This window comes from Tunturiibacter empetritectus (assembly GCF_013410875.1).
GTDB classification, from domain to species: domain Bacteria; phylum Acidobacteriota; class Terriglobia; order Terriglobales; family Acidobacteriaceae; genus Edaphobacter; species Edaphobacter empetritectus.
In genome coordinates, this window is the sequence record NZ_JACCCU010000001.1 from 2,294,277 (window position 1) to 2,318,306 (window position 24,030).

General features: G+C 54.5%; 16 protein-coding genes, 1 tRNA gene and 1 pseudogene. 11 read left to right on the plus strand and 7 right to left on the minus strand.

The window, feature by feature from the left end; translation table 11 throughout:
* The first annotated feature begins 243 nt into the window (after positions 1-243).
* The 5 genes from crtI to HDF08_RS09790 are packed head-to-tail and all read left to right on the plus strand — an operon-like array spanning position 244 to position 6,837.
* Entirely contained in the window at positions 244-1,824 is a 1,581-nt protein-coding gene (gene crtI / locus HDF08_RS09770; protein WP_257030944.1) for a phytoene desaturase family protein, read from the plus strand.
* Between the two features lie 53 nt (positions 1,825-1,877).
* Positions 1,878-3,326: an aldehyde dehydrogenase family protein gene (locus tag HDF08_RS09775; protein WP_179638259.1), complete on the plus strand. Its 1,449-nt coding sequence runs from the start codon at positions 1,878-1,880 to the stop codon at positions 3,324-3,326.
* Positions 3,327-3,354: 28 nt separating this feature from the next.
* On the plus strand, positions 3,355-4,875 hold the full coding sequence (locus tag HDF08_RS09780; protein ID WP_179638260.1) for a phytoene desaturase family protein: 1,521 nt from the start codon (positions 3,355-3,357) through the stop codon (positions 4,873-4,875).
* Positions 4,875-5,711 (plus strand): lysophospholipid acyltransferase family protein, encoded by an 837-nt coding sequence (locus HDF08_RS09785; RefSeq protein ID WP_257031084.1) that lies wholly within the window; start codon positions 4,875-4,877, stop codon positions 5,709-5,711. Before HDF08_RS09780 ends, HDF08_RS09785 begins: the two co-directional genes overlap by 1 nt.
* A complete protein-coding gene (locus tag HDF08_RS09790) occupies positions 5,701-6,837 on the plus strand; it encodes a glycosyltransferase family 2 protein (RefSeq protein ID WP_179638262.1) in 1,137 nt (378 codons plus the stop codon). Before HDF08_RS09785 ends, HDF08_RS09790 begins: the two co-directional genes overlap by 11 nt.
* A 412-nt stretch (positions 6,838-7,249) precedes the next feature.
* Here HDF08_RS09790 and HDF08_RS09795 read toward each other — a convergent pair.
* Positions 7,250-7,323 (minus strand) — tRNA-Gln (locus tag HDF08_RS09795).
* Between the two features lie 352 nt (positions 7,324-7,675).
* Here HDF08_RS09795 and HDF08_RS09800 point away from each other — a divergent pair.
* The 3 genes and pseudogenes from HDF08_RS09800 to HDF08_RS09810 all read left to right on the plus strand — a co-directional run.
* Positions 7,676-9,796: a site-specific DNA-methyltransferase gene (locus HDF08_RS09800; protein ID WP_179638263.1), complete on the plus strand. Its 2,121-nt coding sequence runs from the start codon at positions 7,676-7,678 to the stop codon at positions 9,794-9,796.
* Positions 9,797-9,799: 3 nt separating this feature from the next.
* Positions 9,800-12,400: a DEAD/DEAH box helicase family protein gene (locus tag HDF08_RS09805; RefSeq protein WP_179638264.1), complete on the plus strand. Its 2,601-nt coding sequence runs from the start codon at positions 9,800-9,802 to the stop codon at positions 12,398-12,400.
* A 157-nt stretch (positions 12,401-12,557) separates the two neighbouring features.
* Positions 12,558-13,568 (plus strand): annotated as a pseudogene (locus HDF08_RS09810) (CRISPR-associated endonuclease Cas1); the annotation flags it as partial.
* Between the two features lie 214 nt (positions 13,569-13,782).
* Here the strand turns inward: HDF08_RS09810 and HDF08_RS09815 are convergent.
* Complete coding sequence (locus HDF08_RS09815) at positions 13,783-14,670, minus strand: matrixin family metalloprotease (protein WP_179638266.1); 888 nt, start codon at positions 14,668-14,670, stop codon at positions 13,783-13,785.
* A gap of 261 nt (positions 14,671-14,931) precedes the next feature.
* Entirely contained in the window at positions 14,932-15,423 is a 492-nt protein-coding gene (locus tag HDF08_RS09820; protein WP_179638267.1) for a hypothetical protein, read from the minus strand.
* 862 nt (positions 15,424-16,285) lie between these two features.
* Here HDF08_RS09820 and HDF08_RS09825 point away from each other — a divergent pair.
* Positions 16,286-16,783, plus strand: a complete 498-nt coding sequence (locus HDF08_RS09825) for a DinB family protein (protein ID WP_257031086.1) — start codon at positions 16,286-16,288, stop codon at positions 16,781-16,783.
* Between the two features lie 602 nt (positions 16,784-17,385).
* On the opposite strand, the gene HDF08_RS09830 is transcribed toward HDF08_RS09825, so the two are convergent.
* The gene (locus HDF08_RS09830) at positions 17,386-17,973 is read right to left on the minus strand and encodes a CGNR zinc finger domain-containing protein (RefSeq protein ID WP_179638269.1); all 588 of its coding nucleotides are present in this window, start codon (positions 17,971-17,973) and stop codon (positions 17,386-17,388) included.
* A gap of 244 nt (positions 17,974-18,217) precedes the next feature.
* Between HDF08_RS09830 and HDF08_RS09835 the strand changes: the two genes are divergently transcribed.
* On the plus strand, positions 18,218-19,126 hold the full coding sequence (locus HDF08_RS09835; protein ID WP_257030945.1) for an alpha/beta fold hydrolase: 909 nt from the start codon (positions 18,218-18,220) through the stop codon (positions 19,124-19,126).
* Between the two features lie 257 nt (positions 19,127-19,383).
* Here HDF08_RS09835 and HDF08_RS09840 read toward each other — a convergent pair whose 3' ends face one another.
* Both HDF08_RS09840 and HDF08_RS09845 read right to left on the minus strand, forming a co-directional pair.
* Positions 19,384-20,295 (minus strand): NAD-dependent epimerase/dehydratase family protein, encoded by a 912-nt coding sequence (locus HDF08_RS09840; protein WP_179638271.1) that lies wholly within the window; start codon positions 20,293-20,295, stop codon positions 19,384-19,386.
* 85 nt (positions 20,296-20,380) lie between these two features.
* The gene (locus HDF08_RS09845; RefSeq protein ID WP_179638272.1) at positions 20,381-21,670 is read right to left on the minus strand and encodes an MFS transporter; all 1,290 of its coding nucleotides are present in this window, start codon (positions 21,668-21,670) and stop codon (positions 20,381-20,383) included.
* A 339-nt stretch (positions 21,671-22,009) separates the two neighbouring features.
* Between HDF08_RS09845 and HDF08_RS09850 the strand changes: the two genes are divergently transcribed.
* Positions 22,010-22,843 (plus strand): carbonic anhydrase family protein, encoded by an 834-nt coding sequence (locus HDF08_RS09850; protein ID WP_179638273.1) that lies wholly within the window; start codon positions 22,010-22,012, stop codon positions 22,841-22,843.
* Positions 22,844-22,850: 7 nt separating this feature from the next.
* On the opposite strand, the gene HDF08_RS09855 is transcribed toward HDF08_RS09850, so the two are convergent.
* A complete protein-coding gene (locus HDF08_RS09855; protein WP_179638274.1) occupies positions 22,851-24,008 on the minus strand; it encodes a VWA domain-containing protein in 1,158 nt (385 codons plus the stop codon).
* Positions 24,009-24,030 lie beyond the last annotated feature (22 nt).

Here is a 24,030-nt window from a genome sequence, read left to right on the forward strand (position 1 = left end):
GGAGAGTAATTTTCTATCCATCTCTCAGCTTGAGCCACGAGCTCTAAACCGGGACGAACAGTCATGGCGATGCGCCGTTTGTGACTCTCGGGCTTTTCTGAAGCCAACTTTTCTCCATTTAGATCGCACGGATGTTTGGAGCGCAAAATATTCACACTACGAAAGCTCCGAAGAGCGCGGTGCGATTAAGGCTTAGGATAACTAACAGGCTACCGCGAATAGCACAGCTGGGCTCAAGACTCTATGCGCAGGAATATGGGAAAAACAAAACCTTCAGAAGTTGTAATAGTCGGAGCGGGCCCGGGCGGACTGGCAGTGGCGATGCTCCTGGCGAAGGCAGGAGTTCAAGTTACTGTCCTCGAGAAGCGCAGCCAAGTTGGAGGGAGGACCTCGACGATTGAACGGGGCGGCTTCAAGTTCGACATTGGTCCAACGTTCTTCTTGTACCCAAAGGTCCTAAGAGAAATCTTCAAGACGTCAGGATATGACTTGGATGTCGAAGTGCCGATGACTCGGCTTGATCCTCAGTATAGGTTGGTGTTCGGCGCAGGAGGTGAGTTGTTGGCAACGCCAGATGCGGAGCGCATGAGGCAGGCAATTGCCACGATCTCGCCGCAGGATGCGGCTCGTCTCGATAACTTCATGACGCAGAATCGAAAAAAGCTCACTAGTTTTATCCCGTTTCTGCAATCACCCTTCGAGAGCTGGAAGGATTTGGCAAAACCAGGAATGATGAAGCTTCTGCCCTTGCTGGCTCCTTGGCGTTCCCTAGATCAAGATCTACAGCAGCACTTCAAGGATGAGAGGATCCGACTCGGCTTCAGCTTTCAGTCGAAATATCTAGGAATGAGTCCATTCCAATGCCCTAGTCTATTTTCTATTCTCTCGTTTCTCGAATATGAACATGGAGTGTTTCATCCGACAGGCGGGTGCGGGGCTGTTACACAGGCAATGGCGAGAATCGCTCGAGAAATGGGGGTAAAGATTCTGCTCAACGAGCCGGTAGAGCAAGTCTTCGTGGAGAACGGAAAGGCAATCGGCGTAAAAACAACGCGCCATAGCTTGCCCGCAGATGCAGTCGTGGTGAACGCAGACTTCGCAGGTGCGATGCGGCAGATGATTCCGAATCATCAACGAAGAAAATGGACAAACGAAACGCTGGCTAAGAAGGATTATTCGTGTTCGACGTTCATGATGTATCTGGGAATCGATGGGTGCTACGACGAGGTATCACATCACACGATCTACCTGGCTGAAAATTACAGGCAGAACCTGAAGGATATTGAAACGCTACACCGCCTCTCAGACAACCCGTCGTTTTATGTTCAGAATGCTAGTGTCACAGACTCAACGCTGGCTCCAAAGGGCAGCAGCACCTTATATGTACTGCTACCAGTTACACATGAGACTGGATCAAAAGGGAGCAACTCTGTGGATTGGGAAATGGAGACCCCACGGTTCCGAAAGCTAGCCTTTAAACAATTGGAGAAGATAGGAATCACGGATGTCGAGAGACGAATACGAACAGAGAAGATTATTACCCCATCAGATTGGAGCAGCGAGTTCAATCTTTACAAAGGAGCGACCTTTAGCATGGCGCACTCGTTGAAACAAATGCTGCATCTACGTCCTCATAATCGATTCGAGGACATCGGACAGATGTATCTGGTCGGTGGAGGAACACACCCGGGCAGCGGATTGCCTGTCATCTTCGAGTCGGCCCGAATTACATCACGACTCTTGCTGCAAGACATGAAGATTGAGCCTCGCTGGGAGTCCGTATCACCGATATCCGACGATGAGTTGGTCGGCGTGGCATCATAACAATGCCCATCTCTGCGATCGGGGAAGAGGCACCTCTCAGTAGATCATCACGTATGGACGAAGCCGAGGAAGTCAACGCCATTGAATTTTCTTTGCGTCGCGAAGCGCAGCTGACATGGGCCAACTTGCCGATACAGAGGCGCCTTGATGTGTTGCGGCGTGCCAGGTTTGCGATGTCGCGCATGGCCGACGCATTCTCAGACGCAATACCATCTCATCTGTGCCGGACGCCTGCAGATACCAGAGTCGCAGAGGTCTTGCCACTGCTTGCGGCGTGCCGATTTCTGGAACAAAGAGCAGAGAAGATTCTCGAGGTCCAACGATTGGGCAGCCGACGGCGCCCTTTTTGGCTGGCAGGCCTCATCAGCGAGGTTCAGCGCGTACCCTACGGAGTTGTTCTTATTTTGGGACCAGCGAACTATCCACTTTTCTTACCCGGAGTACAGACTTTGCAGGCATTAGCTGCTGGCAATGCAGTAATGTTAAAACCTGGGCATGGCGGCGGCCCGATAGCGAAACTCTTTGCCGAAGCGCTCTATGCTGCGAACCTTCCACGTTCGTTGTTGGAGGTGACCGATGATTCGGTCGAGGCGGCAGAGGAGGCTCTACGGTCCTCCGTGGACAAGGTGATCTTCACAGGTTCCGCTCAGACTGCGCGAACAGTACTGCGAGTATGCGCGGAAAAGATAATCCCATGTGTGATCGAGGCATCGGGATGTGACGCTGTCGTGGTGCTACCTTCGGCCAATTTGAAGCGAGTTGTGAGGGCCATAACGTTTGGTATGCGTCTGAATGGCTCGGCTACGTGCATGGCGCCGCGAAGGCTATTGCTGTTGGGTGCATCCGAGGATCGAAAGAGGACGCTGGTCGGGATGTTGTCCACTGCGTTCAATGAATGCAGGCCGGTGCATCTTGGCGAGACGCCGCGAGCGAATTTGGGCGAGATGTTTCACGAGGCGGAGCGTTTAGGCGCTCACGTGCATGGCTCTATCAATACAGAGCAACGGCCTATCCTGGTGACTGAAGTAAAACCCGGGATGCGTCTGGCCCAAGCCGATCTGTTCGCTCCTGTGCTCTCGATGATCGACATATCGAGCGAGACAGAAGTGCTGGCGGCGCAGAAGGCCTGCCCTTTTGCGCTGACGGCGTCGGTATTCGGCGATGAGGCAGAAGCCAAACGTTTGGCATCAACGCTCAACGTGGGCAACGTGCTGATTAACGACGTCATCGTTGCTACTGTGGATCCGCGGACCCCGTTCGGCGGACGAAAAGAAAGCGGCTACGGAACCACCCGCGGCACTGAGGGACTTCTCGAGATGACTACTGCCAAGGTGGTTACAGTGCAACGCAACAAGAGCGTTCGCCACTACGAAGTAACAGGAGATCAGCATCGCGAGTTGTTCGATGGAGTAATCCTGGCATCGCACTCGCAAACGATACATCAACGGTGTCAAGGCTTAGCTAGAGCAGTAGGAGCCGCAATGCGGCTTCGCCGGAAGTAGCCAAAGGAAGAGCATGCGGGACGGCGGAATGAAAGTTGGAGTGATCGGAAGCGGATTAGCTGGGCTGGCGGCGGCTTGTACGCTGGCTGCCCGGGGATACCGGGTGGAGGTGTTCGAGAAGAATGCATGGCTCGGGGGAAAGGCTGCACAGTTGCGTGCCGCCGGCTTCCGCTTCGACATGGGACCGACGATTTTAATCCAGCCTTCGGTGCTGGGAAGAATCTTCGAAGAAGCTGGACGACGCATGGAAGACTATGTGCCCATGGTAAGACTCGATCCACAGTGGCGGTGCTTCTTCGAAGATGGAACAAGCATGGACTTGCGCGATGACGCCTCCAGGATGGCGAAAGAACTCGAGGCTATCTGGCCGAGGATGGGCGCGGGCTACCTCAAGTTTCTTGAAACATCAAAGCAATTGCACTCGATCAGCGACCGGTTCTTCTTTTGGCGATCGATCGGGTCGATGAAAGACACCATCGATCTAGGTGGAGCGTTTGACATCAAGGTTCTTAGAGACGTGATGAGGATGAGGCTGGGTAAGACAGTTGCGGGCACAATCCGAGAGTTCATCCCGGATGCGAATGTGGCACAGATGCTCGATCACTTTGTGCAGTATGTGGGAAGCTCACCCGATGCTTCGCCTGCGATTCTTTGTGCAATCGGATACATGCAGATGGCAGAAGGAATCTGGTACCCACTCGGTGGGACACGCGCAGTGCCAGAGGCTCTGGTGAGACTGGCTGGCGAGCTTGGTGTTGTGTTTCGTACAGAGACAGACGTATCGCAGATTCTTACCGACGTCCCTCGGCACGGAGGAAGGGCCGGCGGCAAGGTAACTGGACTCGTGACGACCATGGGCAAGGTGCATCATTTCGATGCGGTGGTCTCGAATGAAGACGCAGTGCGGACCCACCGTGAACTCGTCGGCGGAGCGGCCGCACAGCAGTTTGAACATAAGCGACACTATGAGCCAGCGTGCTCCGGCGTAGTACTCTATCTCGGGCTGAATAAGCGGTACGAACATCTGGCGCATCATGACTTCGTGTTTTCGCGTGACCCCCACGAGGAATTTCACTCAATCTATGAGTTGGGCGAGCCCGCTCCCGACCCCACGTGTTATCTCGCTGCCACGGCCTCGACCGATCCAACCAGCGCCCCTGAAGGCGGCGAAGCGTTATACGTGCTCGTACACACACCGTATTTGCGCGAACATCATGACTGGTCCAAAATGCTTCCCGCGTATAGGCAGGTAATCTTGAATAAGCTAAAACGAACCGCAGGGCTCGAGGATATTGAAAAACGTATCGTCTTTGAAGCGACACTGACCCCTCAGGATATTCATGAACGATATAGGGTACTAAACGGAGCTATCTATGGGATTTCAAGCCACGGAGTCTTCCAGGGTGCATTCAAACCGGCCAACCGCAGTAAGGAACTGGCAGGAATGTATCTTGCCGGGGGAGCCGCACACCCAGGGCCCGGAATGCCTATGGTAATGATGTCGGGATGGATCGCGGCGGATTCGCTCGATCATGATGCTCACCGATGATGAATGCGCCACCTATTTCGCTACCGGCCCTTCGCTTCTTCCGAAAAATCGTTCGCGGTTACTTTCGCCGGCACTTTCACGCCGTAAGGATAAGTGGAGCGGCTAGATTTTCCGCGCTGGCAAAACCAGATGCTGGACCCGTGATTGTGTATGCAAATCACAGTTCGTGGTGGGATCCGATGGTTTCGGTCTATCTAGCGGAGAGACTCATGGGCGCCAGGCGGCACTACGCTCCGATGGACGCAGCTGCTCTCGAGCGATATGCAGTTTTGAAGCGTATGGGCATCTTTGGAGTCGAGATGAACTCAGCCCGTGGAGCGATGACGTTTTTGAGGACCAGCGAAGCAATCCTCGCTTCGGGCGGAGTTGTATGGATAACACCGCAGGCACGCTTCGTTGATAGCAGGGCGCGGCCGCTGGAGTTCAAGCCAGGTCTTTCTATTCTGGCATCGAGAGTAGCTGTAAGCACTGGTTGGTGCACAGTAGTTCCGCTTGCCATCGAGTATCCGTTCTGGGACGAGCGGTTGCCAGAATGCTTACTGCACTTTGGAGAGCCACTAAAGGTTGACTCACCGCAGGATTCGGAGAAGTTGCAACAGGAATTGGTGCAATCGCTGGAAACGGCAATGAACACTCTACGCTTCATAGCCATACAACGCGATGCCCGAAACTTCGACACCTTAGCGCATGGAAAGCTCGGCACGGGCGGTTTCTATGGAGGATGGCAAAAACTGAAAGCCTCCTTGACCGGACGGCCTTATCAAGCGGAGCACACGGTACTGCCGGAGTACGGTAGGGATGTTGCCTCCTGCAAGGAGCGTGGCGATGATCTTTGACGCCTTCACAATAGCGGTGATGCTCTGTTCTTTGGCGCCCGCGGTATTGTTTTGCGTAAACTGGCGGCGATATGTGCCTCCTCCGCAAGCCGGGTCCTTATACCTGCCCGCAATCTCTGTTCTTATTCCAGCGAGGGATGAGCAGGATGGAATTGCCGCCGCAGTAGAAAGCGTTCTCGCGAACACTGGCGTGGCCTTCGAATTGATCGTGATGGACGATGGCTCGACCGATCAAACGGCTGATATCGTCGAGGCGATCGCGAAGAAAGATGCGCGAGTCAGACTCGAGCGTACTCAAACACTGCCGATCGGTTGGAATGGCAAGCAACACGCGTGTTGGGCGCTGGCACATGCTGCCAGGCACGATCTGCTCTGTTTTGTTGACGCAGACGTAAGACTGAGCCCCGAGTGCCTTGCTCGTGTGGCAGCGCTCTTGATACAAGGCCAACGGGGGTTAGTCAGTGGTTTCCCGCGGCAGCTGACGGAGACCTGGCTTGAACGGCTACTGCTACCTCTCATTCATTTTGTCCTCCTCGGATTTCTTCCGGTCGAAAGAATGAGAAACACTACCGATCCGTCGTTCGCGGCGGGCTGCGGGCAGTTCATTCTCGTTCAACGCAAAGATTACTTTGCATGCGGTGGCCATGCGGAGATCAAGACAACGATGCACGACGGACTTCTCCTTCCAAGGTTGTTCCGGCAACGCGGGTATCGAACAGATTTGACCGATCTCACTGATCTTGCAACGTGCAGGATGTATCGCAACGCTTGGCAAGTGTGGCAAGGGCTTGCCAAAAATGCAACGGAGGGACTCGCGGCACCGGTAAGAATTTTGCCGATCAGCCTGCTTTTATTCCTGGGTCAGATAGTCCCGTTCATGCTGGCAGCATGGCTATGGCTAGTAGAAGGAACTTCGCTTGCGGAGACAATCTATGTAGTCATTGCAATCGCTGGAGCATGGGTGCCGCGTTTTATGGCGGCATACCGTTTTCGCCAGAACTGGCGCGGGGGGTGGTTCCATCCCCTCGGTGTTGGAATACTTCTCGTTATACAGTGGTACGCTCTTATACGAAAACTAGCTGGCGGAAGTGTGAGGTGGAAAGAGCGATCCTACTCTGAATTATAAAGACAAAACCGTCTAGAGAGGGTCTTTCTCTGCTCGCATGACGTTCCGGAAATGACTGATGCTCCAGACGAGCAGACCGACGCATAACAGAGCTGCTAGGCCGACGGGCAGGCCCATCGGATCGTCTTCGAGGTTGATGCGGGCGCCTGATGTGGTATGGCTGGCCGTGCGGTCTCAGCCAGGAATAGGTACCCTCGTTTGCTGATCGTCTGGACAAAGCGGAGGCTCGATGAGTCGTCGCACAAAACTTGTCGTATCCTCCGAACGGCGGCATCAACCTCAATCTCATCGTCCTAAAGCTCTTGAATGATCTCCTCTCTCATAACCAGTCCGTCAAGCCGGCTGGATCAGGAGCTCCATCGGGATCGCTCGTGCGAGAGGATGTTTGGGGACGTTTAATTTTTATGGATTTTGGTTGCCCCCCAGGGATTCGAACCCCGATTGATCGGTTCAGAGCCGACTGTTCTACCATTGAACTAGGGGGCAACGTGCTTGGCGTGGGTGCGCTTTTGCGTCGCGACGGGTGCTCGCTGACTGCCTTTTATGAGTGTACGAGGTGAGGGAGAGAAGGTCAACGGCTCGACGGGATAGGAGATAGAGGGCTCCAAAACTGCCCCCCTCAATTCCCGCACGCACGAATTTGAAAGAAAACAAGAGTCAGCAGGAATATCCCAACGTAGATCTTTGATATTGAACCACAACAGTTTTCGTTCCCGCCTCCACGATCCCCCGAAAGCCTGTTCATTTCTTGCACGCAACTCTGCGTTACAGTGGTTTAGAACATCTTTAAAACGCTGTCCACCACATCGCGGCTCCAAGCAGCCGCCAAGGAGTTTCTGTGTCACGACTGACCGACTTGATTGCCCAAGCCAAAACCAAAGACCCGCAATTAGGGGCAGATTTGGACAAGGAATTCAAGGTTTTGTCGTCACGGTTGCCGTTCGGCCTGAACTTCGAGCGCCACCGCCCGGAGGCCGTGGAGTTGCCTCAGCGTCCTGTTCGCAAGGGTGACAAGGTGCGCGTGTTGCCGAAACGTGGCTCCGGCAAAAAAGGAGACCAGCTCCTTTGGCAGGTGAAGGCGACCCGCAAGGTCGGTGACGGCAAGATGGCCGATCTGGAACTGTTGGGCGCGGCGAACACGGAAGCGCAATCCGTGGTGGTGAATGATTTGGTGATTGTTGCTGAGTTTCGCGACACCATCTATCCGGGCTTGGTCAGCACCGGCAAAGTACAGCGAGGTGGAGACAGACCTTTCCACACAGTCATCAATGGCGAGAACTACCACGTGCTGAAGGCGTTGACATACACGCATCGTGGAAAGGTGGATGCCATCTACATAGACCCGCCATACAACTCCAGGGCAAAAGATTGGAAATACAACAACGATTACGTCGAGGCAGATGATCTCTATCGGCACAGCAAGTGGCTGGCGATGATGGAGCGGCGCTTGCTGCTCGCAAAGGACTTGTTAAATGCGGCGAATTCCGCGCTAATCGTCACCATTGACGAGAAGGAATATCTACGGCTGGGGTTGTTGCTGGAGCAGGTTTTCCCAGAAGCTGTCATTGAGATGGTTACAACCGTTGTGAACCCACGTGGACGCCATCGTCCCGGACGATTTTCGCGGTCAGAGGAATACATCTTTACGGTCATGCTAGGGAAGGCGACGGTCGGCCAAGAGGCAGACCCCAATTTCGGCGGAGGCAGCCGGGTTCCTTGGCGTACTTTGCGACGTAGCGACGCGACTTCAGCGCGGGGCACCCTGAAAGGCGGCCCGGCTCAGTTCTATCCCATCTACGTGAACGCCGAGGGCGTCATCGAAGAGATCGGCACTGCGCTACCTCATGGCGTCCCACGCGAAACTGCGCCATTTCGTAAAGGTTGCACAGCAGTATTTCCTATGCGCGATTCGGGATTAGAAATGAACTGGGGACTTATCGCTCCGGCTCTGCGCAAAATACACTCCCGTGGGTACGTTCGTGTTGGGCGACACACGCCAGGAGAGCCTCAACAGTGGGAGATTTCGTACTTGACTACAGGAAAGATTAAAGACATTGATACTGGGCGCGCAATCATAGTAGATCGAGAGCCAAATGGGAGCGTCATAGCCGAGTATGTGGTCGATAAGCGCAAGACTCCAACTTCTACGTGGATGAGACCCTCCCACAACGCAGAGACTGGCGGCACTCTCACCCTCACACAACTGCTGCCAGATCGCCGATTTCCGTTTCCCAAGTCACTGTATGCGGTTGAAGACACGCTACGTTTGTTTGTGGCTGCAAAGCAAGAAGCCGTCGTATTGGATTTCTTCGCAGGGTCAGGAACGACTGCCCACGCCGTCATGCGCCTGAACAAGCAGGATGGCGGCTCTCGCCAGTGCATCTCTGTTACTAACAATGAGGTTGCTGCCAAGGAGCAGGATGCGCTTCTTAAAAGGAGTCTGCGCCCAGGAGACGCCGAATGGGAACAATGGGGTATCTGCGACTACATCACCAAGCCCCGCGTCGAAGCCGCTATCACTGGCAAGACACCGAGCGGTGAACTTATCGAGGGCGAATACAACTTCACCGACGAATTTCCGATGGCCGATGGCTTTAAGGAGAATGCGGAGTTCTTCACACTGACTTACGAATCTCCGATTGCAGTCAACCACAACGTGGCCTTTGCCCGCATCGCCCCGCTGTTGTGGTTGCGTGCCGGTAGCCGTGGCAAGCGCATCGACAATCTGCCCGCCGAAGGTTGGGCCGTGGTGTGTGCCTATGGACTGCTGGTGGACGTGGATACCGCTACGCCCTTCATCAAGGCTGTGAGCAAGGCTAAAGACGCGGGCGTCGCCTACATTGTTACCGACGATGATCGCCGTTTCCAAGCCATTGCACGGCGTTTACCCCAAGGTGTGGAACCGGTGCGCCTGTACGAATCGTATTTGACCAACTTCAGCTTTGCGAACGGGGAATGACAGATGAAGTTCACGCTAAAGAGAAGCTACCAGACGGATGCTGCACGCGATACCTTGTCCAATCTCAAGAAGGCCCGCAAGTATTGGCACGGCGAGGCCGACAAGACCGCGTTCTCCCTGACTGCCGTCACCGGCGCGGGCAAAACGGTCATGGCCGCCGCTGTGTTCGAGGCGCTGTTTCATGGTGATGACGAATTCGATTTCGATGCAGACCCTGGCGCGGTGGTGATCTGGTTCAGCGACGATCCAGCGTTGAACGAGCAGACCCGGTTCCGCTTAATGGAAGCCAGTGACCGGCTCAGCCATACTGATCTAGTTCCAGTCGAAAACACCTTCAGCAGGGATAAGTTTCAGGCGAAGAAGATTTATTTCATCAACACCGGAAAGCTCTCCAAGAACAGCTTGCTGACCCGCGGCTTCGACCAAGAGGAAGTGGAAACAAGAGCCGGTGCGCAGTTGCTGGAACTCCGTCCTGACTCGCGGTCATATACGATTTGGGAGACCATCCAGAACACCATTGAAGATCCGGACTTAACTCTGTATCTGGTACTGGATGAAGCGCACCGCGGAATAGGAAATCCCACCGCTGCCGACAGGAACGCTAAGAATACCATCGTCCAGAGACTCATCAACGGCGCGAACGGCGTACCGGGCGTTCCAGTAGTCTGGGGTATTTCGGCCACAGTGGAACGCTTTAACGCAGCTATGGAAGTTGCTGTCAATCGCACGATCTTGCCCAATGTACTGGTGGATTCTGCCAAAGTGCAGGAATCTGGTCTTATCAAAGACACCATCCTGATTGACATCCCGGATGAGGCGGGTGATTTCGATACCGTGCTGGTGCGCCGAGCGACGGACAAGTTGAAAGCATCCACCTCTGCTTGGGCTGAGTACGCCAAGCATCAGGAGGAGTCGCATACTGTGGTTCCGCTGATGGTGTTGCAGGTTCCCAACAAACCTGATCCGAACGATATTGGCCGAGCGTTGGATACCATCTATCAGCAATGGCCGGAGTTGCCCAGCGGAAGCGTGGCGCATGTGCTTGCCGACCACATCGCGCAACAGTTTGGCAACCACAACGTGCCGTACATTTCGCCAGAGTTGGTGCAGGATCGTGCTTGGGTGCGTGTGCTTATTGCCAAGGATGCCATCAGTACGGGCTGGGACTGCCCGCGGGCAGAGGTGATGGTGTCCTTCCGTGCTGCTACGGATTATACCCACATCACACAGTTGCTGGGCCGCCTGGTGCGTTCGCCATTGGCTCGCCGTATCCCTGGCAATGAGCGATTGAATGCAGTGGAATGCCTGTTGCCGAATTTCAAGAAGAAGACGGTTGGTGACGTTGTCAAGGCTCTGATGAAGGGCGATGACACGATGCAGCCTTCTACTGGACGCATCCTCGTCAATCCTGTTGAGGTGAAGCCCAATCCTGCGGCATCAGCGGCTGTTTGGGAGGTCTTTGAAGCATTGCCATCCCAAACGCAACCACAGCGTGGAGCAAAGCCTGCAAAGCGTTTGACTGCGCTTGCGCACGAATTGGCTTCCGATGACATTCTTCCCGGTGCTGGAAAGTTGGCTCATGCAGACATGCACAAGGCTTTGGACAAGTTCCAAGAGAGTGAGAAGGTGAAGATAGAGGCCAAACGCAAAGCTGTGATGACGGTAGACGGCAAGACCATAGTTGCCGACCTAAAAGGTAAGAACAAGAGTTTCGATGATTTCTGGGAAGATGCGGATATGGCAGTGATCGAGGATGCCTACCGCCGTGCCGCGCGCATCTTTACCCCGGACATTTCGCGCACCTATGCCGAGTTCCTTGCTTACAAGGTGGCCGCGCCGGATGAACCGGATGAATTCGAGGAATCCATTATCGAATCGCGTGTATCTATCGCCGCTCTGGGTTTGGTGATGGAGGCGCAAGGTTATTTCGATGCCGAGGCCGACAAGCTGGCCACGGCTTGGCTAGCCAAATACGGCAACGAAATCAAGAAGCTGACCGATGACCGGAAGGAAGCCTACCGACAGATTGTCGAGATGAGCAGCGAGCCGCAAGATCTGGAGTTGGTCAAGCCGGAAACCAAGTTCGAGCCGACCAAGGTAATAGAGAACGACAAGGAAACAGAATTTCCGACCTACAAGAACCATCTATTGTGCGATGAGAACGGCAATTACCCGGCGAATCTAAATTCATGGGAGATCGCTGTTGCAGAGACCGAATCAAAGCGCAAGGGTTTCAGCTTCTGGTATCGCAATCCCCAACAACCTGGGCAATCTTCGCTTGGCATCGCTTACCTTGATGGTGACCAATACAAAATCGTCCGCCCTGACTTCATCTTCTTCTCCACCCTAGAAGATGGGAAGGTTGTTGGTGACATTGTTGACCCTCACGGCCTCTATTTGAACGACGCGCTACCCAAACTGCGAGGATTGGCACTGTTCGCGGAGGCGCACTCAGTGGCTTACCGGCGGATCGAATCCGTTGCCGAGGTAAAGGGCAAACTGCGCGCCTTAAACTTGAAACGAGAAGACGTGCGCAATGCCATTGCAATCGCAAAGGATGCTGCCAGCTTGTTCGTTGGACGCTTAGCCAGTGATTATGAATGACGACACGCGACGAAGCCTTGAGTGACCGGGAGAAATCACACAGGTCTCACGGTGACCTCGTAGGTCGGCTATCATCCGTCCATTATCCCGCCGGTCCGAGACTGCGACCGGGTGGCCCTGGACGTAACAGAAAGTTTAGCGACGAAGAGTTACGACCCTTGATGAGATTCGGTCTGTGGAGTTGCGCGCAGCCAAGATCTATTGGAAAGCGTGGCGGGCAGTCACAATCAAGTTTCCCGACAAGGATCTGCCTCGCACACCCGAACATTGGCGGATCTTTCGCTCACGCGCGTCTGTCCTCTCAGGCTCTCCTAGACTCGCGGTAAATCCGGTTAACGCAATTTTGAACTATCTCTATGCACTGCTGGATGCGGAGTGTCGTCTTGCTGTCGCTGCCCTTGGACTTGATCCAGAGATGGGAGTTTTGCACATGGATACGATCAACCGAGACAGCCTGGCGTGCGATCTGATGGAGGCCATCCGACCCGATGTTGATGCCTATGTTTTAGACCGCATTTTGAAGCAGCCTCTAAAAAGAAATTGGTTTTTCGAAGAGCGCAACGGCAATTGCCGTCTGATGGCTGATCTAGCGAGTCAGCTCGCAGAAACGATTTCGACCTGGGCTCGCTTAGTCGCTCCACTTGCTGAGTGGACCGTGAAGGAGATTGCGTCAACGACCAAAATCCGCAGAGCGACTCCAGCAACGCGGCTGACACAGAATCACAAGCGCGAGACCCGGGGAGGAGATCCGTTTGTAACGTCCAACAATTCGGTTAGCTTGCAGAACGTCTGTAATGACTGCGGCACTCCGATCATCAATGCAAATGAGAAGTGCAGAGTTTGCTCAGTTGAAGAGTCTAAGCGGCGCCTTAAAGCAGTTGCGACAGAGGGGCGTGTAGTTTCTCGTTCAGCCAATGCTCAAGTTAAGCGGTCCACGACTCAGATTGCGAACCAAGTAGAGATCCGGGAATGGTCACCTTCGGACCAACCGTCCTGGCTGACAGCAGAATTTTATGCTGAGAACATTCAGCCGCAAATCTCCTCTCTATCTTGCAGTTCCATAACAACCCGACTTGCAGTTTCGCGAGGCTATGCAGGCGAGATTCGGCAGGGCCGGGTGCCGCATCCACGGCATTGGATGGCTTTGGCCAAACTTATAGGGCTGTAAGAATAGAGGGTTCTGCCGTGGAACCGGTACGCGAGTGCTCAGTGAGTGGATTGCCTTGTTGTCGCCCATTCACACTTCCTCTGTTTAGTAGCAAGGAATATTGTCCAAGAGATCGACATGTGACTTAGCGCGAGTACTTAAAGCCGACGACGAGAATCACGTGCTACGCTGTCCAGTAGGTCAGGGATTGAGATGTGGGTATATGCTCCCATGACTAGGGATGGCCACTCACGCTAGGCATAGGAGCCTTAGGATATTGCAAAGCCATGAACTGCTTATCTCCGTCCGACAGTTGATAGGTCCAGGGCGCTGAAATATTGTTCTGAGTCCACTCGGATGGAAAGCTGTAAATCATGATCGAGCTTGTGTCCATTCTGGTAAAGATAAGCTGTTTAGGTGTGTATTGGTTGAAAATATTCTGATCTACGTCGTCTGTTGTCCAGCCCCACTGCGTCTTACAGTATTGATAAACGTACGGTTTGTTCCAAATAATCCCCGTGTTCGGTAGTTGATGTTCGTGAACCAAACCGAGAGCGTGGCCGAACTCGTGAAGAACCACGCTGTCGTAGTCCGCTTGTGATGAAAAAGTTGTAAGCCAACCGAAGTGCATCGTTTCCTTCGTTCCATCGATTTGCAACGCATCATTTCCGATTTCCGATTCTGATCTTCCATTCCCGTCTACGCCGATACGAATCGACGCCTGGGTGGGATCATCAACAAAATTAAATTTGACGTTGACGTAGTCAGTCCACTTCATTGCTGATTGCTTAATTCTTTCGCGAACAGTCGGATCTCCACTCAGAAACGCTACTTTGATAGTGGAACCTTGAGGCCAAAGTTCCGGCTTCATTACCCCTTGCTGTATGCTTGGCGAAATTGCTCGAATATCAGCTAATTGCGAGGCAGACAAACTTGTAATATTTAGCTCTTGGTTGAACATCGGCGACTGAGCGAGCTTATTCAAAGCCTTTCTGACCCTGGGTGGATCCTTGGCCGAACAAACGTGTATTTTCAGATTCGGACTGGGCGACTTTGATTCATTCTGAAGCCCCGCCGAAACCAAGCTTGCAAGGCCAACAACCAGTAACCACGGTCGCATCATAGTTGCTCCTCGTATCCTTCAAGGCTTCTTTGCAGTGGTAGGTTTGGTGGGGCTCGTGGTCGTAGGAGTGGCAGGCGTACTCTTGTCGGACTTCACAAAGGAATTAGTTTGGAACGTAATTCCTCCAGCAAACCGGGCAGACCAGCGTGTCACGGGCGTCAACTGCCCAAAATTAGGGGGGATTACGCTGCCGTTGTGAAATCCTGGAGGGTAGTCGGCAAACTCCCCCATATGCATGCCCCCAGACAGAAACAGCCGCCTTCACAACGAAAATGAACCACCAGCAAACCAGCCGAAATTGGACACGGAGGGAGTGCTTCCAAATTTGAATACAGGACCCGTAGAAAACGCAAGCCCCGGCTGCGGACCCTTGTCTAAGACATATAACTTATAGTTGAGTAAGGCCAGCCCTTGTGGGCTTACATTTGAATTGCCATTCACGACAAGAACATTCTGCGTTCCCGTTGAGGTTGGCACTGACTGGCTCACATAAGTTCGATATGGAAGTGTCGTGAACATAACGCCAACAGACAGCGTTAAGACGTCATCTATCCCACATCGCCAAGATAAAGTCGAATCGCTAAGCTGATTGTTGTAGCGCAAACGCTCCCTCACCGTGAAGGCATCCCAGTGTTTGCTATCAACTTGATACGGGAATGAGACACTCGCAGTCCCAGAACCAAGCTTTTCATTGAGCGCCTCGTACTCTTGGATTTCTTGTGCTACGTCTAAAAGGTGGCTTGAGATCTGCACATATCCAGGTGTGGTTCGATCGCTGCATTTCGCGTTTGTGAGCACTGTGGTGACCGATTGGCTAGTCAGCGCTGTCTGAGTTTCACTCAGGCCAACACTGTTTCCATTTTTCGGAAATAGAGATTGATTACTCGAAACATCCTCTAGGGCGGTTTCGTAGGCGCTGCAGTCTAGGTGAGGAGCCCCGGCCACAGGCTGCTGGCCTCCACCCAGCGCGCCACCGCCGGGCAGTCTACCGGCGTCGTTCCCGGGAAGTTCGTAACTTTTGACGTCAAGGGAGTACGTGTAGAGAATGATATTTGCGTTTGTCAGAGTTAACTGCGCGTTAGTTACACCCGTTCCAGGTGCAATGCAAGCTTGTTGTCCCGTCGTCCTGTTAGACCAATCAATTGTAACGGTCGGAGTAGTTTGGGTGTGAGCTTATTGTGAATACGCACCCTCCTATAGCCTTGGACTTACCTAGTCGTGACTCCATTAGGCTCTCCTCGCGTGTAGAACACTCTGCTGCGTGGGACACTCTGGGCCGGGGACATAACAGATATCACGCCTTTCGATCTAAAGCAATGTTTCTTTCTTGGGGATTAATTAACTATCTGCGCTCGGCGAGCCCGGCACAAGAATCCGTCCAATGGCAGCCCTCCCTCCCCAACCAGAACGCAACCCTCTTCTTGGAGGAAACCCACCCCTGCGTTCTTTGGGGCTTAAAAAAATGAGGAAGCCCTATGGGACAACGAAGAAACAATCGCCGAGTCACTTATCGCAACACAGTCAAGGGGGCAGTTTTGAAACCCCCTATCTCCTATCCCGTCAACGGCTCGACGGATCTGGATCCGCTGGTGCGGGTTAGAATGCAGGGATGACTATGACCCTTGATGCTGTTGCTGCCGATTTTCTTGATGTTTCATGTCGCAGGCTCGACATGATGTGTGAGTGCTTCGAAGTTTGTTTGAGGAAGCTGACTTACGATCAGGTTTGGCAGCGGCAGGGGGACCATGAGAATGCTGTAGGAAATCTTGTGCTTCATCTTTGCGGGAATGCCCGACAGTGGGTGATGCATGGGGTGGGCGGGGCTGCCGATGTCAGAGTTCGTGATGCGGAGTTCAGTGCAGAGGGTGGGATGAGCCCAGAGGAGTTGATTGCGCTGTTTCAATCGACTTTTGCGGAGGCGAAGGGTGTGATTGCTGCGGTGCCGGCGGGGCGGTTGCCGGAGAGGATCACTCCGCAGGGGCGCGATGTGAGTGTGCTGGAGGCGATCTACCAGGTTGTGGGACATGTGCAGCAGCATGTAGGGCAGATTATTTTGCTGACGAAGCAGATGACTGCTGGGGATCTTGACCTTACGATTCCCCGGCCCAGATAGTGCCGCTCCCCCTCCCCCCTCCCCCAATGGGTATCTTGTATGGAAGTTGTTTGTTTTTATTGGTTTGCGAGGGGTGATTGTCTGCAAAATATTGATTTTGCTTGAGTTGGTCACAAAATACTTATAATCAATGATTTAGTAGATATATGCAAGCTGCTTGTTGAAGCATTATCTCTTCCTCCTCGCTTTCTTACTTAAAGTATAGTGCGGCAGGCTTATCTAATACGCCACGTGGATGTTCTTTGGATAGAAGTGTTTAGGTCTCGGTGGGGCTTGACATGTGTTTTGTTGGGGTTTTGGCGGTTTCGTTCAGGGGAAGAGCAAGCGAGGGGAACAGCAATGAATGGTGGGCAGGCTCCATTTGACTTCGCACAGAGGCAGGATGACGGTAAGAACAGGCAACAGCACAACGCAACTGCAAAATACGGGGATTCTTCGCTCTGCTCAGAATGACGATCGAATTGTGGGGGCTACGCGGTGGGTTGTGGGGGCCAGGTAGGTTGGCAGGGGCCACGCCGTGGGTTGTAGGGACCAGGTAGATTGTGGAGATTAGGTGGTGGGCCGTGGTTGCCAGGTGGTGGGTTGTGGTTGCGAGATGGTGGTTAGGTGGTGGATTGGTGGCGGTGGCGGAAGGCGGCTACCTTGTTGCGGTTGCCGCAGGTGGCCATGCTGCACCAGCGACGATGGTGGGAGCGGGTTCGGTCATAGAACCAGAGGATGCACTCGGAGTCTTCGCAGCGGCGGACTAGGTTGAAGTCTCCGGTGGCGAGGAGTTCGGCAGCGGCTTCGGCTATGGGGGCGAGAATCTCTTCGGGGGTCCGCTGCTGCCAATGACGTTCGAGATGAAACGTTCCTTTTTGGGCAGAAGATAGTTTGAGATGGCTTTGTGACTGGGCAAGGAAGGCGTTGAGAGGAGCCGGGTCGGCGCGCTTCCCTGCTTTTCTGGTTTCTATGATCTTGCGAATGGCTTCCCGAAGGGACCGGGCACTGCGCAGGAGAGCACCTGGCTTTGACCTTGCGAGATCGTGCTCGATTCGCCAGCCCGCAGCGGCAAGCCACTGAAGTGCATCCTGATCGGTCTGGAGAGAGTCTACGATTACGCCGTCGAGAAGGAAGACGGTGTTGAGGACATCGAGCGCGGGATGATCGCCTACCTTTGGAGATTCGACGAGATTGACGGGTGTCGGCAAGGGTAAAGTTTTTCTGTTTTTATTGTAACTTCTGAAACCTATTTCAGGCGGTTACATCTCACTTGTAACTATTGAATACCAGGTTCAACGGTTTCACGTATTTGAGTTGCATCCGGAGGACAGAATGGATCGTCGAGGCTTTATTGCTGGAGGTGGGAGCCTACTGGCAATGGCTGGTGCCGCTCCCGCTGTCCTTTCACAAAGTTTGTTTGAAGACTCACGAAGTTTCGAAGGAGGAGAGAGTATGTCCAACATCTCCGCAGGTTCAGCAGTATCGAGTTCAGGAGTTCCGCTGACTACCGTTCGCCGCGTTACAGCTGATGGAGTGACCGTGTTTTATCGTGAGGCTGGTCCGGCGGATGCACCGGTGGTGTTGCTGCTGCACGGCTTCCCCACTTCTTCGTTTCAGTATCGTGAGCTGATTCCGCGGCTGGCGGATAAGTATCGGGTGATTGCGCCGGATCTTCCGGGATTTGGATTTACGGATGTGCCTGAGGCGCGGCAGTACAAGTACAGCTTCGATGCGCTGGCGAAGACGATGCTGGCCTTTACCGATGCGCTGCATCTGAAGCGGTATTCATTATATGTGTTCGACTATGGGGCGCCTACCGGGCTTCGCATGGCGGTGGCGCATCCGGAGCGGGTGACGGCGATCGTCTCGCAGAACGGGAACGCGTATGAAGAGGGGCTTGGCGATGCGTGGGGGCCGATTCGTAAGTATTGGAGCGATCCTTCGGCGGCGAATCGCGAGGAGGTACGTAAGGCTGCGGTGAGCTTTGAGGGGATCAAGTTTCAGTACGTGCATGGGGTGAAGAGTCCGGAGGCGGTTGGCCCAGAGGCTTACTGGCTAGACTATGCGCTGGTGAGCCGCCCAGGAAATACGGATATTCAACTGGATTTGTTTTTGGATTATCAGAACAACGTGAAGCTGTATCCGAAGTTTCAGGAGTACTTCCGGACGTCGAAGCCTCCGTTGCTGGCGATCTGGGGGAAGAACGATCCGTTTTTTATTCCACCGGGGGCTGAGGCTTTCAAAAAGGATAATCCGAATGCTACGGTGCAGTTTCTGGATACGGGACACTTTGCGCTGGAGACGCATGTAGAGGAGGTTGCGTTGGCTATGAGGGAGTTGCTGGCGAAGAGCGTTGCGTGATGACGTGATGAATTGCTGGTTCAAGGGTGGAAATCGGTACGTTCGTCCGCCCGACGACACCCTGACGAGGCTTGACGGCCAAGGCGCAACAAGCCTCGTCAGCTTTGTAGAGTTGTTCCGAAGAGCGCGCTCTGTGCGATGTTGCTCCTTGGATCGTGGCACCATATCTGGTATCTCCGTTTGTGTATCGAAGCATACTGTTTGTGTATCGAACCTGCTCGACGGTGAGATTAATGTTTTGCGCGGCAACGGTTCCATTACGCCTCCAGCCACTGCAATCTTCGCGGCTTCCATCCGAGAATCCGCTTCGCCTTGGCATTGGAGGCGCCACTCAACTTTGTTGCGTAATATACGACATCTTCCCCTGCGATTGATTTCACCTCGGCTTCGCTCATGCGCGGAGGTGGCGGAGCGCCCACGAACTTCGCAAACGCCGGCAGCCACACGGCCTGAGGGGAAGGATCATCATCGACCAAGTTGTACACACCTGGTTCGGCGGTCAGAGCTGCGACTGTTCCAATTGCAGCGTCGTCGATATGCACAAAGGACGACACTCCCTCACCTTTACCGACCACGGGATTTTGTTGCTTCATCACCATGTTCGCCGCCGCCTCACCGGGGTGATACCACGTTCTCGGCCCGTAGAAGAACCCATAACGCAGCGACACGCCCTCGATTGCCTTGGAACTGAAGAGGCGTGTTTCCAGTTCTGTGTACGTCCGCGCACTTGCCGCTACGCCTGGGCTTGCGTGCACATCCAAGGGAGAAGATTCATCGGCCAAAGTACCTTCGGCCGCTTTCAAGAAGAATCCGCTCGACTGTTGCAGATATCGCCGCACGCCGCTTGCAATCGCTGCACGAAAGAGATTGCCACCACCCTCAATCCTTAGCTTTCTGTCTCCAGCCGCGTAGTTTGGCATATCGCTTTGTTCTTTGGGCAGAGATGTCAGCTCATCGATCACTACTTCGGCCTTTGAATGCCGCAGCGCTGCTTCGAGCGCTACAGCATCGAAGGCGTCTACGATCACGGCCTCGGCTCCCTGAGCTTCCAGGTCTTTCGCTCGCGCCGCGCTTGTAGTCATGCCCACTACAGAGTGTCCCTGCTTAAGTAGCTCCGCGATCAGAGGTCCGCCGATCGCTCCGCTTGCACCTGCTACAAATACATGCATCGCCTGCTCCTCTTAGATTGGTTGCTTAATCCCGGACGGTTGCTAAGGAGATGGTACGAGCCTGCGCTCTACCCTGAGAAGCCCTTTAGAGTTCGAGTTGTGCGGTCTTGATCACGGTGGGGCGAAGTGGCCGCAGGCAGACGAAGATCAACATAGGGATGCTGGTTACGAGGGCGGCCACACACTCAATAGCGGGCAGTCCTCGTGCTCCCCATCGGGCCGCAGCCCAGCCGTCGATGGAGATCATGAGCAGCACCGGGATGTTGATGATGCCGTTGATGACTGAGAAGCGTCCGCTGCCGCTCTTGCCTGACTCTCCGAGGAACTCAAGTGTAATCGCAGTCGAGGTCGAGTAACAGCAGCCCGAGGTGAACAGATACAGGACCGTGGCGCAGAGATAGCTCCATGGGCGCATGGGGCCGAACGCCATTGCGCCAAGGACCAACGCGTTGAGAATGTAAACGACGAGAGCGGGGCGTGCGATTCCCCAACGAGTTGGGAACAGGGCTGTCACCATTGAGCCTGCGGCGATAGCTAAGGCTCCTATCAAGCCGTTCATCCAGGCAATCTGGTCGCTGTTGATGCTGTAGGATTGCGCGATGCTGGGAAGTAGTCCTATGGCTGCGCCGGTGCCTGCCGGCAGGAGCACGTATACCAGATAAGGGATGGAGTCCCGGCGCAGGAAGGTAGCTTTGCACTCGCTACCCAGAATTCTGAGGGTCTGTAGAAGGCCGGAGCTTCGCACGACGGGCTGATGCGGTGCGAGAAGAGCAAAGATGCTGGGAAGTCCAATCATGGCAGCTGCCATCCATCCAAGCGATGCGGCAGGAACGCGTGAGCTTTCGCGGATTAAGGCCCAGGTGGCGAGCGCGCCGAAGGCCATGGAGCCAGCCTGAAAAAAACCACACGCTGTGTGCCGAGACTTGTCGGAGTGAAGCGTTCCCATCATGCCGCCACAACTGGCAAAGACAAGCTGTGTGAGGCATCCGCTGAGGAGAATAAGCCGCAGTGGAGTGGGCGCGGCGATGCTTTGTTGGCGAAAGGCGAGCAGCATGAGGACAGCCGCGCAGAGCGAACCAAGCATCAGCCAGGTGCGCCGTTTGAGGAGGAAGTCCGTTAACGGGCTGTAGAGAAAATAAAGCGTTGTGGGAAGCGCCAGTATGGAGAGCCAATGGGATGCGACGTCGATCTTCATGCCCTGCTGGGTGAGCAGATATCCGAGTACCCCACCCTGTATGATCCCGTTGGCTACGACAGCCGACGGCGCGACGAGCAGACCAAAGATCCAGGGCCGATCCCCGCTGACAGTGGCGTCACCAAGAACGGACGGGAGAGCGTCCGGCAACAGCAGGTCCTGCTGGTTGGCAGCATTCATAAGATTCGCTGATCTCTAGCGCCCGTTTATAACACGTCGCGTCGAGATTCAGATCGAATGGGTTCATTCCTTATTAGCGAAGGGTTTCTAAGAGCCGGCTTGCAGAGAGTGATGGGCACTTCAAGTGATGGGTTACCCGCAGTTACGCCGTGAACCAGAGATCCGGTTGGGGGAAGACATAATGGACACTGGCCAGCTTCACAGACCGAAACCACAGCTATTTGGTTACGGCTTGTAATCGGATTGCTCACGGTGGGGCTGCGAGCAACTTTTCTTTGGCTGATGCTTTGTGGTGCATGGTAAAGTTAGCGTCCCGGGCCCCCAAAAGGAGATTTTTCAATGAAGAAGAGATTTGCTCTTGTTCTTTTCTTGGTGTGTACATGGGGCGAGTTCCCTGCCCATGCGCAGATTGTCGCCGCTGCCGCTGGAGTTGACGCTGATGACTTTGCTTACACCGGAGATAAGGGGCCTGGATTCTGGGCTGAACTGCATGACAAACATGGGAAGGATTTTTTGGCGTGTGCTCCGTCGCCCTCTGCGCGGCAGTCTCCAATAGACATCAACACGGTGGTGGAAGACCCGGGGCTAGGGCCTCTGGAGGTCAGATTTGTTCAGGCACCGTTCGTTTTGAAAAATCTGGGGTATACGATTCAGGCCACTCCTGCGTTTGGAAGTTCGTTGACGTTAGATGGGCGCAGTTACTCGCTCCTCCAATTTCACTTTCATACTCTTTCAGAACACACGGTGGCGGGAAGGCACGGTGTGATGGAGTTGCACCTTGTCTTCAAGCACTCGGACGCCGACTTTGCTGTAATTGGAGTGCTGTACAGGGTTGGGAGGCCGAACGCTTTCCTGAAGACTTTGATTGAGGCCGGTTTGCCTGAAAAGACGACGTCTCCCGACGTTGCGGTGATGCCAGATCTGGAGAAGGCCTTGACCGATGCATCACAATATTTCACTTACCCCGGCTCCCTTACGACGCCGCCGTGCAGCCCCGTAGTGACATGGCTGGTTTTGAAGCAATGGGCGGAGCTGTCGCCGGAACAGTTTGAGGCGTTTCGCAAGATTCTTGGCAATGATTTCCGCCCGCTGCAAAACCCGAATAGCCGGGTGGTGCATGCGACGGTGAGGCGATGGCCTTTTGACGCGGTCCAGCCATCAACCACTCCTTAGGACCAGATTACTCGACGGGGAGTTTAGCGTTGTAGCCATCGCGGGCGATAACGGAGTACTTTTGCGGCTTGCCTTTTTCATCCTGCATGCGGAGGGGGTGGCCTTCGTTGTCGACGAGGAGGACCTTGACCTTGCGGTAGCTGCCGTCGTTCTTGTTGTTGGAGGGGCGGTAGGTGAGGATGTACTCGTTGCGGATGGACTGGTTGATCTGGCCGAAGATGTCGGGAAGCTCGCCTTGGAAGATGGGGGCGAAGCTGAGGCCGCCGGTCATTCTCGCAAAGGTCTGTAGTTGGTTCTGGGCCTGGAGGTAGTCGAGTTCGCGGGGACCGCCGCCGCCGCGGAGCTCGTTCAACATGGCGCCGGTGCTGATGGTGAAGATGGTGACGTTCTGGCTGGCTTTGACCTTGGCGAGGATCTTGTCGAGGGTGAGCTTGGAGAAGGTGTCGCGGCCGGAGCCGATGAGGATGATGTACTTGCGGCCTTCGATGCGGCTGGTGCGGTCGAGGGTCTCGTAGAGGGCGTCGAACATGTCGGTGTCGGAGAAGCCGGGGATCATGAGGGACTGGAGGGACTGGGCGATGAGGTCTTTGTTGTTGGTGAAGTCGGTGAGGATGTGGGTGCGGAGGTCGTAGGTGATGACGGCGATGTAGTCGTCGGGGCGCAGGGAGCGGAAGAAGTAGTAGGAGGCGTTCCGCATGTCGTTGATGAGGTAGTAGCTGTTGGCAGCGAACTCCAGCAGCATGACGGCGGTGATGGGTGTCTGGGTGGTGCGGACGCTGGTGATGGTCTGGGGAACGCCGTCCTCGAGGATGAGGAAGTTGTTAGCCTTGAGGCCGGGGACGAATTGATGAGTCTTGTCGAGGATGACACTGGCATCGATGTTGACGATGGGGACGTCGACGCGGAGGGAGAAGGTCTCGTTGTCGGGATTTTTGACTTTGGGGGTGACGGGCGCTGGGGGCGGCGGGGGCTCGTCGGCTTCCTTCTTTTTCTTGAGGATGATCGTGCCGTTGTCGGTGTCGGGGCCGGCGTCGTCGGGGGTGGGCTTGGTCTGCTGGGGCGGGTTTTGCGCGGGCGCTTCCTGCGCCCGGGCGGGCGGAAGGGTTAGGACGAGGTAGCAGAAGAGAAGAAGGAAGATGCGAGCCCTGAGAAGGATAGTCATCATCTGAAACTTTACTCCGAATGTT

What these genes read in the sequence shown, in the direction of transcription:
- crtI (WP_257030944.1), top strand. Translation starts at nt 244, where the DNA reads ATGCGCAGGAATATGGGAAAAACAAAACCTTCAGAAGTTGTAATAGTC.
- HDF08_RS09775 (WP_179638259.1), top strand. Translation starts at nt 1,878, where the DNA reads ATGGACGAAGCCGAGGAAGTCAACGCCATTGAATTTTCTTTGCGTCGC.
- HDF08_RS09780 (WP_179638260.1), top strand. Translation starts at nt 3,355, where the DNA reads ATGAAAGTTGGAGTGATCGGAAGCGGATTAGCTGGGCTGGCGGCGGCT.
- HDF08_RS09785 (WP_257031084.1), top strand. Translation starts at nt 4,875, where the DNA reads ATGAATGCGCCACCTATTTCGCTACCGGCCCTTCGCTTCTTCCGAAAA.
- HDF08_RS09790 (WP_179638262.1), top strand. Translation starts at nt 5,701, where the DNA reads ATGATCTTTGACGCCTTCACAATAGCGGTGATGCTCTGTTCTTTGGCG.
- HDF08_RS09805 (WP_179638264.1), top strand. Translation starts at nt 9,800, where the DNA reads ATGAAGTTCACGCTAAAGAGAAGCTACCAGACGGATGCTGCACGCGAT.
- HDF08_RS09815 (WP_179638266.1), bottom strand. Translation starts at nt 14,670, where the DNA reads ATGATGCGACCGTGGTTACTGGTTGTTGGCCTTGCAAGCTTGGTTTCG.
- HDF08_RS09825 (WP_257031086.1), top strand. Translation starts at nt 16,286, where the DNA reads ATGACCCTTGATGCTGTTGCTGCCGATTTTCTTGATGTTTCATGTCGC.
- HDF08_RS09835 (WP_257030945.1), top strand. Translation starts at nt 18,218, where the DNA reads ATGTCCAACATCTCCGCAGGTTCAGCAGTATCGAGTTCAGGAGTTCCG.
- HDF08_RS09840 (WP_179638271.1), bottom strand. Translation starts at nt 20,295, where the DNA reads ATGCATGTATTTGTAGCAGGTGCAAGCGGAGCGATCGGCGGACCTCTG.
- HDF08_RS09845 (WP_179638272.1), bottom strand. Translation starts at nt 21,670, where the DNA reads ATGAATGCTGCCAACCAGCAGGACCTGCTGTTGCCGGACGCTCTCCCG.
- HDF08_RS09850 (WP_179638273.1), top strand. Translation starts at nt 22,010, where the DNA reads ATGAAGAAGAGATTTGCTCTTGTTCTTTTCTTGGTGTGTACATGGGGC.
- HDF08_RS09855 (WP_179638274.1), bottom strand. Translation starts at nt 24,008, where the DNA reads ATGATGACTATCCTTCTCAGGGCTCGCATCTTCCTTCTTCTCTTCTGC.